General features: G+C 58.1%; 14 protein-coding genes and 1 pseudogene. 6 read left to right on the forward strand and 9 right to left on the reverse strand.

The features are described from left to right. Both BM035_RS22420 and BM035_RS17250 read left to right on the forward strand, forming a co-directional pair. Positions 1-142, forward strand: a pseudogene (locus BM035_RS22420) (ISNCY-like element ISMaq5 family transposase); the annotation flags it as partial. Positions 143-341: 199 nt separating this feature from the next. Beyond that, the gene (locus tag BM035_RS17250) at positions 342-626 is read left to right on the forward strand and encodes a hypothetical protein (RefSeq protein ID WP_254775526.1); all 285 of its coding nucleotides are present in this window, start codon (positions 342-344) and stop codon (positions 624-626) included. 34 nt (positions 627-660) lie between these two features. On the opposite strand, the gene BM035_RS17255 is transcribed toward BM035_RS17250, so the two are convergent. Further along, positions 661-1074, reverse strand: coding sequence for a hypothetical protein (locus tag BM035_RS17255; RefSeq protein WP_092033320.1), 414 nt, complete (start codon positions 1072-1074; stop codon positions 661-663). 125 nt (positions 1075-1199) lie between these two features. On the opposite strand from BM035_RS17255, the gene BM035_RS17260 reads away from it, so the two are divergent. Further along, a complete protein-coding gene (locus tag BM035_RS17260; protein ID WP_092033322.1) occupies positions 1200-1769 on the forward strand; it encodes an NnrU family protein in 570 nt (189 codons plus the stop codon). Between the two features lie 20 nt (positions 1770-1789). Here the strand turns inward: BM035_RS17260 and BM035_RS17265 are convergent, their stop codons facing one another. From BM035_RS17265 to BM035_RS17275, 3 genes are all read right to left on the reverse strand, one after another. Then, on the reverse strand, positions 1790-2755 hold the full coding sequence (locus tag BM035_RS17265; protein WP_062781481.1) for a zinc-binding metallopeptidase family protein: 966 nt from the start codon (positions 2753-2755) through the stop codon (positions 1790-1792). Positions 2756-2870: 115 nt separating this feature from the next. Then, the gene (locus BM035_RS17270) at positions 2871-3497 is read right to left on the reverse strand and encodes an NAD(P)H-dependent oxidoreductase (protein WP_092033325.1); all 627 of its coding nucleotides are present in this window, start codon (positions 3495-3497) and stop codon (positions 2871-2873) included. Between the two features lie 124 nt (positions 3498-3621). Next, a complete protein-coding gene (locus BM035_RS17275) occupies positions 3622-4518 on the reverse strand; it encodes a LysR family transcriptional regulator (RefSeq protein WP_092033328.1) in 897 nt (298 codons plus the stop codon). 123 nt (positions 4519-4641) lie between these two features. On the opposite strand from BM035_RS17275, the gene BM035_RS17280 reads away from it, so the two are divergent. After that, positions 4642-5559, forward strand: a complete 918-nt coding sequence (locus BM035_RS17280) for a DMT family transporter (protein WP_092033330.1) — start codon at positions 4642-4644, stop codon at positions 5557-5559. A gap of 121 nt (positions 5560-5680) precedes the next feature. After that, entirely contained in the window at positions 5681-8956 is a 3276-nt protein-coding gene (locus BM035_RS17285) for a carboxyl transferase domain-containing protein (protein WP_092033333.1), read from the forward strand. Positions 8957-8965: 9 nt separating this feature from the next. Here BM035_RS17285 and BM035_RS17290 read toward each other — a convergent pair whose 3' ends face one another. The 3 genes from BM035_RS17290 to BM035_RS17300 form a co-directional block, all read right to left on the reverse strand. Beyond that, positions 8966-10666: a BamA/TamA family outer membrane protein gene (locus tag BM035_RS17290; RefSeq protein WP_039881947.1), complete on the reverse strand. Its 1701-nt coding sequence runs from the start codon at positions 10664-10666 to the stop codon at positions 8966-8968. A 52-nt stretch (positions 10667-10718) separates the two neighbouring features. After that, positions 10719-12602 carry a monovalent cation:proton antiporter-2 (CPA2) family protein gene (locus tag BM035_RS17295; RefSeq protein ID WP_008172371.1) on the reverse strand — a complete coding sequence of 628 codons (1884 nt, stop codon included), beginning with the start codon at positions 12600-12602 and terminating at the stop codon, positions 10719-10721. A 68-nt stretch (positions 12603-12670) separates the two neighbouring features. Next, on the reverse strand, positions 12671-13531 hold the full coding sequence (locus BM035_RS17300; RefSeq protein WP_008172373.1) for a LysR family transcriptional regulator: 861 nt from the start codon (positions 13529-13531) through the stop codon (positions 12671-12673). A gap of 191 nt (positions 13532-13722) precedes the next feature. Here BM035_RS17300 and BM035_RS17305 point away from each other — a divergent pair, with 191 nt between their 5' ends. Then, positions 13723-13998: a hypothetical protein gene (locus tag BM035_RS17305; protein WP_227497794.1), complete on the forward strand. Its 276-nt coding sequence runs from the start codon at positions 13723-13725 to the stop codon at positions 13996-13998. On the opposite strand, the gene BM035_RS17310 is transcribed toward BM035_RS17305, so the two are convergent. Continuing rightward, complete coding sequence (locus tag BM035_RS17310) at positions 13995-14900, reverse strand: homocysteine S-methyltransferase family protein (RefSeq protein WP_008172376.1); 906 nt, start codon at positions 14898-14900, stop codon at positions 13995-13997. The two genes, BM035_RS17305 and BM035_RS17310, sit on opposite strands and share 4 nt — an antisense overlap. Positions 14901-14910: 10 nt before the next feature. Further along, the gene (locus tag BM035_RS17315) at positions 14911-16941 is read right to left on the reverse strand and encodes an alkyl/aryl-sulfatase (RefSeq protein WP_008172378.1); all 2031 of its coding nucleotides are present in this window, start codon (positions 16939-16941) and stop codon (positions 14911-14913) included. Positions 16942-16997 lie beyond the last annotated feature (56 nt).

Here is a 16997-nt window from a genome sequence, read left to right on the forward strand (position 1 = left end):
CGAAGGCAACATCTCGGAGCTGAAACGGGCCTTCGGAGCCGCGAAAGCGAAGTGGAAAGGTCACGATGGTTTCAAAGCGTTTGTCTGGGCCTCAGTTCTGAGCTACAACCTGGTGCGGTTGGCCCGACTCGGTCCGGATTAGCCGACCGGTTCCGACTGAACATCTGTAAACAGGGCGCATGAGCAGTCGTGCGGTGCCCGCCCGTGGCTTGAACGCGAGCCAGTCGATCAAATAATGATCACATTTACCAATATTTAGCTGCTTTCATTTTTTTGAAGGCACGCAGCTCAGCCTCCACTCCTGGAGGTGAGCTAAACTGGCTGAAAATGCGGGTTTCTGGATGGGCACTAACTATGTAATAGAAACTGAAGCGGGCCGCTCGGAAGTCGACTGGCGCAACCTGTGCCCAGAAAGCCGCGCCGAGGCGGATGATACGCTAACAATGCTTGATTACATCTCGGTGGACGCCAACGATTCCTCCCTGCAGACCTTCGTCGACAACCAGTACACCCGTGTAGGGTTTTCTTTGCCTGCAGGATCTGGCGCCGGCCCCGGCTGCTATGTCGAATACGATTCCTTCGGCGATCCGGAATGCACGGTGACCCAGATAACCTCGGAATGCTGACACACGTCTTATCCGAAAATCCGTTGAATGCAGCCTACTTTACCAAGCCTGAACGGGGCACAACGCACGCCATCGCCGTGAGCGAAACATCCCGGAAAGTCGCCTCTGAAGCAACAACACTCGGGAATCGATCGTAAAGCATCCGACGGCAAGTAGAGGTTCTTGCCTCGGCTTTTTCGACGCAATCAGCGTGAACCTTCGTGCCACTGCCTTCGCCCGCGGCGTCGGAACAGAAGTCCGGAATCTGGGTGAAAATCCAGTCGACTGCGGCACTGAGTTCCACAGGATTGGCCCGGAGATTGGTCAGGCGGTTTGCATCGATGGGGTCGGGCTGTTCACGGGTCTGGTCCCATAGAACAAATAGCAGGGCGGCAGATACCAGTACAACAGTGACCTTGGGAAACTTCATGGGCGCCTTTTCAATCCGGTGAATCAGATCGCCGATCATAAACGCTCAGGCATCTGCTGTCCCGGTTTCCTATACTTATCTGGATTTCAACCAAATGGGCTTTCCAAGGAAAGCGCCCTGCCAATCAGACAACCCTGTCGCTCAAGCCAAAAGGAGTTTTGCAAATGACCACACTGATCGTTGGTCTCATTCTGTTTCTGGGCGTGCATTCGCTTTCAATCATAAACGAGCCCCTGCGCAACCGACTGAACGCGTCCATGGGCGAGGGAGCCTTCAAAGGACTGTATTCCGTGGTGTCCCTCGTCGGTCTGGTTCTGATCGTTTGGGGTTACGGCGCCGCCCGGATGGATCCGACGGTGATCTACATGCCGCCGGCGTGGCTCAAGCACGTGTCATTCCTGCTTCTGGTGCCTGTATTCCCGCTACTGTTCGCCACCTACCTCCCGGGTAAGATCAAGGCAAAACTGAAGCACCCCATGCTCATTGCCGTCAAACTCTGGGCTCTGGCTCACCTTCTGGCGAACGGGATGCTCCACGACCTTCTGCTGTTCGGCTCCTTCCTTGCCTGGGCGGTAGCCGACCGGATCTCCATGAAGCGCAGAACCCAGCGCGCCATCACCACGTTGCCAGCCACCAAAGCCAATGACGTCATTGCGATCGTTGGCGGCCTTGCCGTGTATGTGGTCATGGTGGTGTGGGCCCACCAGTGGCTCTTTGGCGTGTCGCCGGTCTGATTGACCGGCACTCACCTGGACTAGAGGCCCTGGGCCCCGCGGCGCAACCAGTCGTGCACGAACGCAAGCTTGCGCTGCGCCGTTTCGGACAGGACAAACGGGTAGAGGTCAGACAGTCCCATGGAGCGGTTCACATGGTTAACCCGGATGGCCAGTGACGCAGCAACATTGATCAGCATGGCCGTGTCGGGCTCCGAGTAGGGATCCCAACCCTGTCTCGGCACCTCGGGCGAGGTCAGACCGGATGACACCAGGCTGTCGGTGATGTCCGTAAGGTGCAGCAGGTGTGCCGCAGTCTCCGCCCAGTCCTCGTGCGGGTGTGCCGAGGCGTAGCTGGTCAGGTAAAACAGTCGCCAGTCTTGCGGCGGGCCGTTATGGTAGTGATGCTCAAGGGCCGCCGGATAATCGGCGCGTTCATCACCGAACATCTCCCGGAACGCATCCAGAAAGTCTTTACGCAAGCTCAGGCGCCACCAGAGCATGTGGGCGATTTCATGGCGCATATGGCCGACCATGGTTCGATAGGGTTCGTCCAGGGCCTGCCGTCGGGTGGCACGAACCACGGGATCCGCCTCTGCGACGCTGATGGTTACCACGCCGTTCGCGTGCCCCATGGCAACCGGGGTCAGCCCCTCGGCCAACATGTGGAAAACCGGGCGCGTGCCCGGATCCTCAGGGCGAAACCAGTGCCAACGGCCGAGGTTGTCCAGCACCCAGCGCTTGGAGGCTTCTGTCTCGGCCCAATTGGGCATGGCGTTAGGAATATTGGGGTCGGGCGCCAGAGCAGTCATCGCGCAGGAACGACAGAATGCCCCCTGTTCAGGCGCAATCCAGTTGCAGCCGATGATGTCCCGGTTCGCGCAAAAGGGCGGCATCGGAACGAAAGACCTGGCCTGTGGATCGTACGCGACCGGTGTGCCCTGTGCCGTGGTGAGATTGTCAAACCACAGATTTCCGGAACCAACCGGGTTGGAAAAAACCTTCATAGAGCTGGTGCTCCTCTTGAACGGCAGTAAGCTCGAAAATGTGTTGCCGTTCTTCCGAACCTATACCCTATAGACAAGGAACACCAGCCAGACCACCAAATCGACCGGGTATCACTTACACGCTGATCACCATATCGCCGTAATCAAAGCGCACTTTCGGTAAGCCGGAGGTTCGGTCACGGGCACTACGGTAACCCAAAGCAACGATGGCAGTAGTCTCAAGGCCCAGTTTTGCCAGTCCAAGTACGTCATCGTAGGCTTGGTGATCGAAACCGGTCATCGGGCAGCTATCTACTCGCATTGAAGCTGCAGCAGTGAGCAGGGTCCCCAGGGCAATATAGGCCTGCTGGTGCGCCCACACCCGTTTTTCTTCTCGGGATTTGGCTGCAAGCGCCTCTTTCATGTGCGCCACATAGCCGGAGATATCTTGGGCAGGTACGTCGCGGGTTTTCACAAACTGCGTGACATACCTGTCGACCGTGTGGTCACCAATATCCGTTTGCGCCGCAAAAACGATCAAGTGAGAGCAGTCCAACACTTTCTGTTGGCCAAAAGAGTAGGCCAGCAAATCCTGTCGAACCGACTTGCTTTCGACGACCAGAATTTTATAGGGCTGCAGTCCATAAGAAGAGGCGCTCTTGCGAGCCGCATCAACCAGTGTTTCCACCGTATGGGCACCAAGCTTCTCGGGCGAAAATTCACGGACGGCGTAACGCCAGTCCAGGGCTTCGTGAATGTTCATAGAGTTGTCTCCTTCGCGTTGAGGTAGCAACTCTATGGAACTTCTGGACCCTGAAAAACGGCCAGAATAGAACTACATAGTTTCCAGAATGGAAAGAGCCAGGAGAAAAGCCCCGGAACCAGCGCTATTCCCAGTAGGGTTTCTCTCCAAGATACCGGTCCAGATGGTCAAGCAGCAGCCGAACCTTTGTGGGTTGATTGCGCCCCGGTGGAAACAGGGCAAACACACTGTAGGGTTTGGGCGGAAAGTCTGGCAGCAGAGGGACCAGTGCGCCTTTTTCAATGTCTTCATGGACGAGGAATCGGGGCACCAAACCAACGCCGGCTCCCCTCAAAAGACTCTGGCGGATCGCCAGGCTACTGTCCGTTCGATAGTTACCGCTGACCAACACCTCCTGACCACCGAGCTCCCAGACCCTTGGTCGGTCGTGGAGGCTGAACGTCAAACAGTTGTGTTGGGCCAGATCCGACGGGGCTTTAATCTCTGGCACACGCTCCAGATACCCCGGTGACGCGCAAACGATGTTTCTGGACTTTCTGAGTGGTCTGGCCAGAAGACTCGAGTCGGCCAGGGAGCTGCGAACCCGAATAGCGATATCGACGCCCTGCTCCACCAGATCCACCATTCGATCACTGAGCTGTAGGTCGATGTCAATTTCAGGGTAGGCGCGGAGGAAGCTGTCGATGGCCTCTGTTATATGGGTCAAGCCGAACGACATGGGGACGTTCAGCCTTATCGTGCCTCGCGGCTCCGCCTGGAACCCTCTTGCCTCCAGCTCTGCGTCTTCCAACTCATCCAGCAAGGCCTGTGTGCGTTTCAGAAAAGCGAGCCCCGCATCGGTCAGGCTCATGCGGCGAGTGGTCCGATTGATCAGCCTCGTGTCGAGATCCCGCTCGAGGAAGGCAATGTGTTTGCTGACTGTTGCCGCTGTGATCTCAAGATCATCCGCAGCCCGGGTAAAGCTGCCCAACTCTGCGACGCGCCTGAAGATTGTCATTGCGACGAGCTTGTCAGTGGCCAATGAAGCCTCCGGATTGTTTCTGAATTGGAAGCAGTATTGTTCGGCCAAGCCCAATTATCAACTCAATCGATTGCTGCAAACTGACTACCGGTGACCCCCATTTACAAACCGGAGCACTCAGTGATGATAACCACAGCGCAGCGTTCAATTATTCCCCCCCAGTCCGTAGTTTGGGGCCTACTACTGGCCAATGGATTCCTGATCGCACTCATGCTGGCGCTGGCAAAAGCAGCCACATCCCAAGGCATGCCAGCCATCACCTATGCCTTCTGGCAAACACTCATTGCAGGCGCCGTTCTGCTGGTGTGTGCGGGGAAAGGCCGTTCTCTGCTGGAGCCACGTCTGGGCCGCTATTTTCTCATCAGCGGCTTGACTGGTATCGCGATCCCGAATGCCATCGGGTTTTATCTGGTCACGAAACTGGGAGCCGGCTTCACCGGGATCATGTACGCCCTGCCCCCCATATTCACGTTCCTGCTAGCGGCCGGTCTGGGGCTGGAAAAACGCAGCTGGATCAAACTGGCCGGGCTATCGATCGCGGTCGTCGCGTGCGCCTGGATCGTGCTTCAGCGCCACTCGGAGATCAGCAGCCCGAACGCACTCTGGTTTGCCATGGGCCTGCTCATCCCGGCCATGCTGTCTATTGGTAATGTTTACCGGTCTGTGGCCTGGCCGTCCGGTGTAAAGCCCATGATCCTGGCATCAGGCACCTTGCTGGCGTCCGCAGGGACGCTTGGTCTGTTAGCGGGGCTGACGCGCACCTCCATTTTCCCGGAAACAACAGGGCTTCAACTGGTCAGCATCGTCGGTGTTCAGGGGCTTCTAACCGCATTGACCTACCTCTGCGCCTTTGAACTCCAGCGTCGATCCAACCCGGTTTTCTACAGTCAGCTCGGCGCAGTCGCCGCCATGTTCGGGTTACTGATTGGCGTAATCTGGTTCAACGAGCGCTACTCAGTTGGCATCTGGCTTGGCGCCCTCGTGGTTATCCTGGGGCTCCGGATAAGCAACAGAACGAGACCAACGAGCCCTGAAACCTGAGTCATCAAGCGCATTCATAACCAACCCTCAAACAAATTCATTTGCCTGATCCGGATGCCGTTTCTAGGATGGTGGCTTCTGTCGCCCAAAATAAAAATCACACCCCGGGGAACAAGGCACCATGACTTTTCGCTCCGTACTGATTGCCAATCGCGGCGAAATCGCGATCCGCATTGCCCGAGCCTGCAACGAAATGGGATTGCGGTCTGTGGCCGTCTTCTCTGAAGACGACGACGCCAGCCTGCATACCCGTATGGCCGATGAGGCGGTGGCTTTAACGGGCCATGGCGTAAAGGCTTACCTGGATGGAGCGCAACTGATAGAGGTCGCAAAGGCCCATGGCTGCGAGGCGATCCATCCTGGCTACGGATTCCTGGCGGAAAACGCCGGTTTTGCCCGCGCATGCGAACAGGCCGGGCTGATCTTTATTGGCCCTTCGCCCGACGTGTTGGAGGGGTTTGGTGACAAGTCGGCTGCCAGGGCCCTGGCAGAACGCTGCGAGGTTCCCCTGATAAAGGGAATCAACAGATCGGTGAGCCTCACCGAGGCCCGCGCCTTCCTGGACGAGCACGGTCCTCTGATGATCAAAGCGATTGCCGGTGGCGGCGGCCGCGGCATGCGGGCGGTTCACGCCGAAACAGAACTCGAGCAGGCCTTCCAGCGCTGCCAGTCCGAGGCTCAGGCAGCGTTCGGCAACGGCTCACTTTACGTTGAGCAGTTGATCGCTCGGGCAAGGCACATCGAAATCCAGATAGTCGGCGACGGTACCGGAGCCGTCAGTCACCTCTGGGAGCGCGACTGCAGCCTGCAACGGCGAAATCAGAAGCTGATCGAGATTGCACCGAGTCCTTTACTGGACGCCTCGATCCGGGATGACATGATCGACAGCGCCCTGAAACTGGCCGGCGCCGTTAACTACCGTGGTCTCGGCACCTTTGAGTTTCTGGTGGACGAGGACCACCCCGGCCGTTTCTATTTCATGGAAGCCAATCCCCGCATCCAGGTAGAGCACACCATCACCGAGGAGATTACCGGCGTTGATCTCGTTCAAACCCAGCTGCAATTGTTTGGCGGCCAAAGCCTCACTGATCTGGCTCTTGAGTCGCCACCCACCAAGCGGGGCTTCGCGATTCAGGCGCGAATCAACAGCGAAACACTCTACGCCGATGGTCATGCCACCGCCGCTACCGGCACATTGAGCACCTACGAGCCACCGTCTGGCCCGGGTTTACGGGTCGATGGCTACGGTTACGCCGGTTACACCATCAGTCCTTCGTTTGACTCCCTGCTCGCCAAGCTGGTTGCCCATGGCGGCGATTACCCTTCAACACTTCGGCGGCTTTATCGCGCCCTGTGCGAATTCCGGCTAACCGGTGTCAGCAGCAATATTGGTCTGCTGCAAAATCTGGTCCGCCATTCCGGCGTGGAAACCTGGGCTGTTACCACCCGCTTTGTCGAAGACAACCTGAAACACCTGATCCCGGAAGCGACCAAAACCGCTCACCCGCACCTGCACTTTGGCAACGCATCTGCCTCGGCGGTCGACGAAAGCCCGGGCGCCATCGCCGCACCGGCGGGCACCATCGGCATTGAGGCGCCCAGTTCAGGCACGGTTGTCAGTATCGATGTGACACCAGGAGATTCCGTCGCCATCGGCGACCCGGTGGCGGTGCTTGAAGCCATGAAAATGGAGTTTGTGGTCAAGGCAACCAACTCCGGCATCATCCACGCTATTGCCGCAGAACCAGGGACAACGGTGAACGACGGGCAGGCACTGGTCTACCTGGAACCAGCCGACGTCGAGGCCGGCGGCATTCAGAATGAAGAGACGGTTGATTTGGAGTACATCCGGGCCGATCTCGCCGAGGTTCTGGAGCGTCATGACCTGCTGACTGACCAGCGCCGACCGGAGGCGGTCGCAAAGCGGCGTAAAACTGCTCAGCGAACCGCTCGTGAGAACGTTGAAGACCTGCTCGACCCCGACAGCTTCAATGAATACGGAGCTCTTGCACTGGCGGCACAGCGACGCCGACGTTCGGCGGACAAGCTGGCTGAAATGAGCCCGGCGGATGGCCTGATTACCGCCATTGGCACCGTGAACGCGCCGGCATTTGGCCCCGAAGCCGGGCGTTGCGCCACCATGGCCTACGATTACACGGTGTTCGCAGGCACACAGGGGCTGACGAATCACCGCAAGGCAGACCGAATTCTCGCTCTGGCCGAGCAATGGCGAATCCCCCTGGTTCTATTCGCAGAAGGCGGTGGGGGTCGCCCATCCGACACCGACGCCAACGGCGTTTCGTTTCTGGACTGTCATACCTTTGTCGGCATGGCACGGCTCTCCGGCGTCGTGCCCACGCTCGGTATTGTGTCCGGCCGTTGCTATGCGGGCAACGCGGCACTGCTTGGCTGCTGCGACACCATCATTGCCACCAGAGACGCCAATCTGGGGATGGCGGGACCTGCCATGATCGAAGGCGGCGGGCTTGGGCGGTTCAGCCCGGAACAAGTGGGGCCGGTGTCCGTCATGGGGCCCAACGGTGTGATTGATGTCCTGGTCGAGGACGAAACTGAAGCGGTCAGTGTGGCGAAGAAATATTTGTCTTACTTTCAGGGCACGTTGGAAGGCTGGCAGTGCGACGATCAACGACGGCTACGCCACCTGATTCCGGAAAACCGCATGCGGGTCTACGATATCCGTCAGGTTATCGAAACCCTGGCCGATCAGGACAGTGTCCTGGAACTCCGCAGCCAATTTGCGCCAGGCCTGATCACGGCTCTGGTCCGTATTGAAGGTCGTCCCATGGGCCTGATCGCCAACAACCCGGCCCACCTGGGCGGAGCGGTCGATGCCAGCGCAGGTGACAAGGCTGCCCGCTTCATGCAGCTCTGTAATGCCCACAGCCTTCCGATCCTGTCACTGTGTGACACACCGGGCTTCATGGTGGGGCCTGACGCCGAAAAACAGGCCACCATTCGCCACATCTCGCGTATGTTCGTGGCGGCAGCCAAGCTCAGTGTGCCTTTCTTCACCGTGATTCTGCGTAAGGCGTACGGTCTTGGCGCCCAGGCCATGGCAGCGGGCAGCATGCTCACCCCCTTCTTCACGGCCGCCTGGCCCAGCGGTGAGTTCGGGCCCATGGGCTGGGAAGGCGCCGTGCGCCTGGGCTTTGCCAAAGAACTGGCCGCCCAGCCTGATGAGGAATCAAGGCAGAAGATGTTCGATACTCTGGTCGCCAAAGCCTATGAGCAAGGCAAGGCGCTCAACGTGGCCAGTTATCTGGAGATTGATGCGGTGATCGACCCGCAGGAAACGCGGGCGTGGTTGATACGCGGGCTCAGTTCCACTTCCGGCATTCAGTCTGGGGAAGGCGGGAAATTCGTCGATACCTGGTGAGCGGGGGCTCTAGAATTGGCTTCTGCCCCGCAACAGAACCTGAAAATCATCAATACTGTCGTCGCCATCCAGGGGAAAGGCGAAGTCGAGGTGCAGCATACGCTGCACCTCAATGCGGCTGGACGCCAGCCGCATGCCGAAGCCAACATCCTTCAGAACACCTTCGTCCGGCCCACTGTTCCGTTCGTCAGTGAACCAGGCCCGGCCGACGTCAGTGAAGATTACACCACCAACCCGAAACAGCTTGAACGGATGCCAGTCCGGAAAATAGCGCCGCTCCAGGGTCCATAGCAGCCTGCGGTTACCCTGCTGGTATTCGCTGGGATAGCCACGCAGGCCGTTCTCCCCGCCAATCAGCAGTTGCTGATCGGCTGTCAGATTGTGCGCTGCGGTGAACGCGAGATTGGTGTACCAGCTGTTCCAGCGCTCCGAGCCGCCATGGAAGTACTGAACGCTCACTGTGCCCAGCAGGTTTTCCACCCGATCCTCGTCGAGACGGTAGGTGCCGCTCTGGCTGAGGGAATAGCTGGCGTAGTTGGTCTCCGAGGCATGCAGCGCATCCTGGAAATCCATATTCAGAACCACCCGGTCTTCCGTGGCACCCAACCCGCTGCCCGAGTAGCCCAGCTCGGCCCGCCAAACGAAACCGTCCCGCACATCTTCCACCCGCTGGAGCCGGGTCAGGTTGGTCATTTCACGGAAACGGTTCTGGCGGTAATCAAAGCCAATCCAGGGGTAACTCAGGGTCCTGTCGTCTGGAAAGATGTCGAGATCGGGTTCGTTGGGCAAACGGTCGAACATGAGTGCATTGTAGCGGTAGCCGGCGAGCAACCTCAGTTGCCGATCGTTCCTCTCGGCCAGGCGCCAGCCTCCATCGATACTGAAGAACTCCTGGCTGCGCCGATAATCGGCAATAGCCTCCGCGCCGACATAGCGGGATTCTTCCCTTACGTCATCGATGCCGCTCAACCCAAAACGCCAGTTGGTGGTCTCGCTGAAGAAAGGCCTCTCAAGGTAGGCGCCTCGGCCCCGGCCGTCGCTTCTCTCGTCGAACGAGAACCCCGCCTGCCAATGCGAACCCAGTACGTTCGGGTCATCAAAATAGAGACTGGTTTCGGTGCGGTCCGGGTCCTTCGCATAGCCAATGCCGAGGCTCTTGCCTGATCCGGCAAAGTTGGGGTCAGACAACCCGAAGTTGGTGGTATTTTCGCCCCCGGATCGGGATACCCCCACGCTCGGGAACAGTGTCCAGGTATCCCTTGTAAGCACGCTTACCTCAACCTCGTTGCCACAAACCCGGGTTACGCCTACCCAGGCAGCGGTCAAATACTCACGCTGGCGCAGCACCCGCTCGGATTCGGAGATAAGCTCGGGCTCGTAGACATCTCCTTCTTCAAACACCAACTGGGCACGCAGGGCGGACTCCCAGGTAGGCGTGTTGAGCGCGATAAGAGTTCGATAGAGCGCGTTGTCCTGCTCAGGATCGGTGGTATCAAAGATGGGACGGCGAAGAACGCGGATGCTGGCGATGCGTGCATCCTCGGGAATCACCAGATCGCTCTGGCGGGCGAGCTGATCTCTCGGCTTGTCCAGATCAATGGCTTCCGGCTGGATACTGCTGGCAATACAATCGCCCTGGTCCGATTCGGCGGCCAGGCAGGATCCGGCAAAAACCATTCCCGAGACAACAAGCGTTTTCCTGGAAACCATACTGACCTCACGAGGCGCCCAGACAATAATTTAGCCCAGCGATGCCTCCAAGTCAGCGTTCAGGCGGTCTCCAGACAGGGACATCCTCCTGCTTCGGCTCATCCCAATCACTCTGCATGGCACTGCTGAGTGCTTCTTCCAGCTTCATGAATAACTCACCGTAGCGGGGGCTGAACCGGATGCCCTCCTCGATTTCCTTCCAGGCGTCGAACAGCTCATCCTCGTGGGCTTTTTCATTGTCGAGGAAGGCCCAGGTCATCTGACGGGCACGCATCGGGTGCACACCCATGGCGGTCAGGGCATGACCCCCAAGCTCGAGTGCCGAATGATAGGTTTCACTCACCACATCATCGGCCCCGGCCTCGCGCAGTCGGTATCCGTGGCCTCTGTCGAAAGCGCGGGCCAGCACCCAGACACCGGGGAAGAACTGCTTCACATGCTCCACCATCTGCACCGAACGATCACGGTCGTCGATCGCCACGACCAGCAGCCGGGCCTGTTCGATGCCTGCGGTTTCCAGCAAATCCGGGCGACTCGCATCCCCGAAAAAACTTTTGATATTGATCTGCCGGAGGTTCTCGATCTGTTCGATCTCATGGTCCAATGCAACGATGGGAACATTATTGGCCCGCAATAGCCGGCAGACAATCTGGCCAAAGCGACCAACACCAGCGACGATAACCGGCGCCTGTTCATCGATGGTATCCGCCTCGCGCTCGTCGTTTTGTGAACGACGATAACGGGGCAACACAATCCGGTCATACACGATAAACAGCAACGGCGTCAGGAACATCGACAGCGCCACCACCAGTGAGAGGACCTGTGACGTTTCCATGGGAATCACGTTGTTCTGGACACTGTAGGTCAGAAGCACAAAGCCAAACTCACCGGCCTGTGCCAGGGACAACGTAAACAGCCAGCCATTACTGCCATGAACCCGGAACAGCAACGCCAGGCCGAGCAAAATCGCGGCCTTGACTGCGATCACCGCAACCGCAAGTGACACCACCGTACTCCATTGCTCGGACAACACATCGAAGTTGATGCCCGCGCCAACGGTGATGAAGAACAGGCCCAGCAACAGTCCCTTGAACGGTTCGATGTTCGCTTCCAGCTCATGCCGGAATTCACTGTTAGCCAGAACGACACCAGCCAGGAAGGCCCCAAGAGCCGGGGACAGATTTACCAGACTCATCAGGGCCGCAATCCCGATGACCAGCATCAGCGCCGTGGCGGTGAATACTTCACGCAAGCCCGACTGCACCACATAACGAAACAGGGGCCGGCTCAGATAATGGCCGCCAACAATCACGGCACCAACGGCCGCCACCACAACCAGCCCATGAGCCCATCCCGAGAGACTATCCACCAGGCTGAGGTGACCTTGCTTGGCGTCGGAACCTGCCGTGGCGTCCATGAGCTCCGGCAGTGCCAGCAAGGGGATGAGGGCGAGCATCGGAATAACAGCGATGTCCTGAAACAGCAGGACGGAGAACGCACTGCGACCGCCTTCGGTTTTGACCAATCCCTTTTCGTTGAGGGTTTGAAGAACAATCGCCGTGGACGACAGGGCAAAGATCAGACCGACTGCAATGGCTGTCTGCCACTGCAGTCCCAACCATGCGGCCACTGCCATGCCTGCAGCCGCCGTCAGCACCACCTGAAGCCCACCCAGTCCGACCAGGCGCACACGCATGGCCCAGAGCGCCCTGGGGTCGAGTTCCATACCCACCAGGAAGAGCATCATGACCACACCGAACTCGGCAAAATGCTGAATGGTATTGGCTTCCTGCCCTACCAGCCCCGTGACCGGTCCAATAACCACACCGGCCACGAGATACCCGAGAACAGAGCCCAGCCCCAGGCGTTTTGCCAGGGGCACAGCGATGACTGCTGCCACCAGGTAGATAAAACCCTGGACAAAATAAACTGTCATCAATGATTTCCTTGATTCAAAGTCGGGCGGCTAGAGGATATGCGCAATACTATTACCTGCAGCACCGTTTAGCGTAGACCGAGGAACGCCTCTTTGACATGCGAGGCAAGCGCGTCATTAAGGGGATTTGAACCCCGGCGTACCAACGCCAGCTGATAGAAGCCGATTTCCGGCAGGCTATCACCGGCAACCTCTTTCAGAGGCGGACGAATCAGGCTTTGCGGAAACGGGGCCACGGCGAGATCCGCCAGCATAGCGGCCTCCTGACCGGAACAATGCTCACAGGTGTAGGCAATCCTGTAAGGTATACCCGCTTTGTCCAGTGTCCGAAGGGTCATACGCCGCCAGGCACATCCCTCATGGGCCATGGCAATCGGCAGCGGGGAGCGCTGATAGGCCGATGAGCCCTCTCGCCCGGCCCAGACCAGCGGTTCCTCGTGCACCACCTCACCGCGGGGAATACGCCCCTCATCGGCCACAGTTACCAGGGTCATATCCAGTTCCCCGGCGTCCAGGCGAGCGAGATTCTGTTTGCTCGAACCAACCACGACATCCACCAGCACGGCGGGATAGGATCTGGCAAATTCTGCCAGAACTTCCGGCAGAATCCTGGTACCCACATCGTCAGACGTGCCAATACCCACTTTCCCCTCAAGGGTTGGCGAAACGAAATACTGCACGGCCTCTTCATTCAGGCGCAGCAATCGGCGCCCATAATCAAGAAGAACCTCCCCTTCTGCGGTCAACGTGACACGCCTGGGTTCGCGAACAAACAGGGTTTTCCCGAGGTTCCGCTCAAGCTGTTTGATTTGCATGCTCAGGGCGGAAGGTGTTCGGTGAACGGCTTTGGCGGCACTGGTAAACGTGCCATGTTCCGCAATGGCAACGAAACTCCGGAGCACATCGTTATCAAGCAGAGGCATGTTCATAGGCGGACCCTACGGATCGATTTATGGCCGGCAACTGCCTTAAGCATAACTGAACAAGATCTTAAATTCTTTTCGTTTGATTGAAGGCAGAGAGAATACCAGAATAGCGGCTGTAGGCACCCGTAAGCGAGTTACAAGACGTCTCCAAACGAGCTGCTGCAAGTCATTCACCAACAGTCGGGGCCGTAGACATGTTGAAGAGCACAGAGCATCAGGCACACTCCGCAATGCAGCCGATCACCTCCTGGATTGAGGGATATTCCAGACGCCAGCAATTCCGCCGTATGGCTGAGTCATTGCTGAAAGAAAAAGATGATACGCTTTCAGATCTTGGCTACGACCGCCATGATCTGGAAGGCGCCTTGCACCTTCCCATCCGGAACGATGCAATGCAATACATCGAGGCACGTCGTTCCAGACGTGCTGTGGAAGCGCGCAGAGCCAAAGCTCCTCGGCTCGCCGGCTAACCGCGCGCCAATTCCGAGAACCGTATCAGGTTATACTCGCCTGTCAGCACATCGGCCAGATGGCTGATGTGCTCGGGCGTGATTTCACAGCAGCCGCCAACAACACCTGCGCCGTCATCCAACCACTGTTTCACCTGAAGCCCATACACCCCGGGTGACACGTCCTGCCTGGCTTCCAGTTCATCCACCAACGCTCCGCCGGCCATTGGTTCAACTGTTTTGAACGCGTTTGCGTAGCCACCCGTGCAGGGGTAAAGACCGGCCAGTTCAGGCATTGCCTGCGAAATCACTTCCGGGTCGCAGCAATTGAGCATAATCGCCGTTGGCCCTGACGCCCTCACCGCTTCAACAGCCTCGGCAAGGGTCTCCCCTGACCGGAGCTTGCCATCGGCTTCCAGTCTGAATGCCACTCCGAAGGGTTTGCCTGATTCATTGGCGGCAGCACAGGCGGCTTTCGCCTCCAGCGAGTTGGTCATGGTTTCGATGAGGAAGACGTCCGCCCCACTCTGCAGTTTAACAAGGATGTCGAATTCCGATTTCAGATCCTCGAACGTACGGTCAGGCTGGCTCCGATAGCTTCCGACCAAGGGCGGCAGGCAGCCGGCGATATCAACGTCGGCACCCGTTAAGGCGATGGCGCGCTCCAACACCTCGAAAGCCCGTTGATGGATTGCACCAATCTCGTCACCAAGGCCTTCTCTGGCCAGTCGCGTGGGCGTTGCAGCATAGGTGTTCAGTGTCAGGGTACGGGCGCCGGCCCTGATAAAGTCAGCATGGACATCGGTAACCACGTCCGGCTGCTCCCGCATTACCGCCACTGACCAGAGCAGTGACGTAACATTCATGGCCCTGCGGTAGATTTCCTGGCCCAGGCCGCCATCGAGAAGTGCAACAGATTTCATAAAGTACTCATCAGGGTGTAACGATATTGAACCGGCCCTGAGGCTTGTCCAGCATACTGAAAAAGCCTATCAGGTCGAGCCGGCTTCCCTCAAAGCTGATCTCGTCGCTGAACAGAAGTTCCTTCAGCCCCGCACGGCCGATCAAAAGATCCACAAACAAAGACCGCGTCAGATGCAATGTGGCGTCAGCGGGAGTGTCCTCATTAACCAGACGGTTGTGGAGCACGGAATGTTTCAGAGTCAGCAGATAACTTTCCTTGAGATCCGTGAAGGTAATCTTGATGACGGCGCTCTCCCCTTCTGCGTCTTCGGCCTTCAGCCGCACCGCCATGCTGTCGAAGAACAGGGATACCGGCGTATTCAGCAGCACTTCTCTCATCATCGCCGGTTTGATGCCCTCTTCCGGCGAACCATGGCGCAGCTCGTATGCCCCCGTCAGGTAGAAGTCCCGCCAGGGTGCGGATTCCGCCTGATAGCCAAGCTGGTCATAGACGTTGGCCAGAAGCTGTTTTGCATCGTCATTCCCAGGCTCGGCAAAGACCACCTGATTGAGCAATTCCGCCAGCCACCGGTAGGTGTCGCGCCCTTCGCTAGCCCCCATGGCAGAGGCCGCCTCGAAATCCTCGCGGGCTCTTTCCAGAACCTTTTCAGCGCCACCCATCATCTGGACATAACGCTGGGCCGAGTCACTTTCCGGAAGTGGGTCTAGCTGAGCCGGGTTCGCTGTAAACCACCCCAGGTAGTGCTGATACACCGCTTTGGCGTTGTGAGACACGGTGCCGTAGTACCCCTGGTTATGGAACGCCCGATTCAGCTCCGGCGGCAGCTTGAGCTGATCGGCGATCTCCCTGGGCGTCGCACCCTGGTTCATCAAACGCACCGTCTGATCGTGAATGAACTTGTAGGTATCCCGCTGAACAGCCAGGAAGTCCTGGATATTCTCTTGCCCCCACAGCGGCCAGTGATGGCTGCCGAAGTAGATATCGGCGTCGGCAAACAGAGTCTTTGCTTCGTCGATAAAGCTGCTCCATAGACGGGCATCCCGAACCTTCGCGCCCCTCAGGGTGTAGATGTTGTGCATATTGCGGCTGACCAGCTCGGCACCGCAAAAGGCCTTTTGTTCGGGGAGATAGAAGGTGAACTCTGCAGGCGCTTCGGAACCGGAGACAATCTGGAAAATCATCGGCACGCCGTCCACCTCCAGCTCCGTACCGGTTTCGCTGATCAGATCCGTCGCCGGGGCAAAGCCAAAGGTGCCAAAAGCCGGGCCTTTGCCCAGACCAGTGCCAACATGGCCGCGTTCGTCCCGATCCAGACGCTTGCCATACATGAACATGGCCCGGCGGGTCATGGCGGGGCCAGCGATAATGTTCTCGCTGGTTGCCTCCTCCTCAAAGCCCTCTGGCGCGATAATCCGCAGGTTGGCTTTTTCCTCGTCCGAAAGGTGCTGGAGAATGCCCTGCACGCCGCCGAAGTGATCAATGTGGCTGTGGGTAAAGAGAATCGCCCGCACCGGCTTTTCGCCCAGATGTTCACGGGCGAACAGGAAGGCTTTGCTGGCAGTCTCCCGGGCGGTCAGAGGATCCACCAGGATCCATCCGGATTCGCCTTCGATGATCGACATGTTCGCCAAGTCGTAACCCCGGATCTGGTAGAGCCCGTCGGTGACCTTGAACAACCCGTGAATGTTGTTGAGGGCAGCCTGGCGCCAGAGGCTTGGATTGACCGAGGCCGGGGCATTTTCTCCATCCTCGTCAATAAATCCGTAGGCCGGCATGTTCCAGACTTCACCGCCTTCCAGATGATCAATGACCAGTTCAGGGTCCTGGGCAATCAGTCCGCGGCGCGCGTTCTCGAAATCGTCACGGTTATCGAAGGGTCGCTGGTCCAACACATCCCGATTGGCCTGCTCGGTCGTGGCGGTCGGCGCAGTGTGTCCGGCGCTGTTGGCTGCGGAAGAATCAGCACCGGAATCGCAACCCGTCATGACCAGGGCAATGCCCAGCAAAGGAGCGAAAAGAAACTTTCGGGATAGTGGCATATGGGGAAACCTTTTCGGTCTATTGTTATTGGTTACCCCAAGTTTACTTCAGGGTG

This window comes from Marinobacter sp. DSM 26671 (assembly GCF_900112835.1).
In the GTDB taxonomy this organism is placed as follows: Bacteria; Pseudomonadota; Gammaproteobacteria; order Pseudomonadales; family Oleiphilaceae; genus Marinobacter; species Marinobacter flavimaris.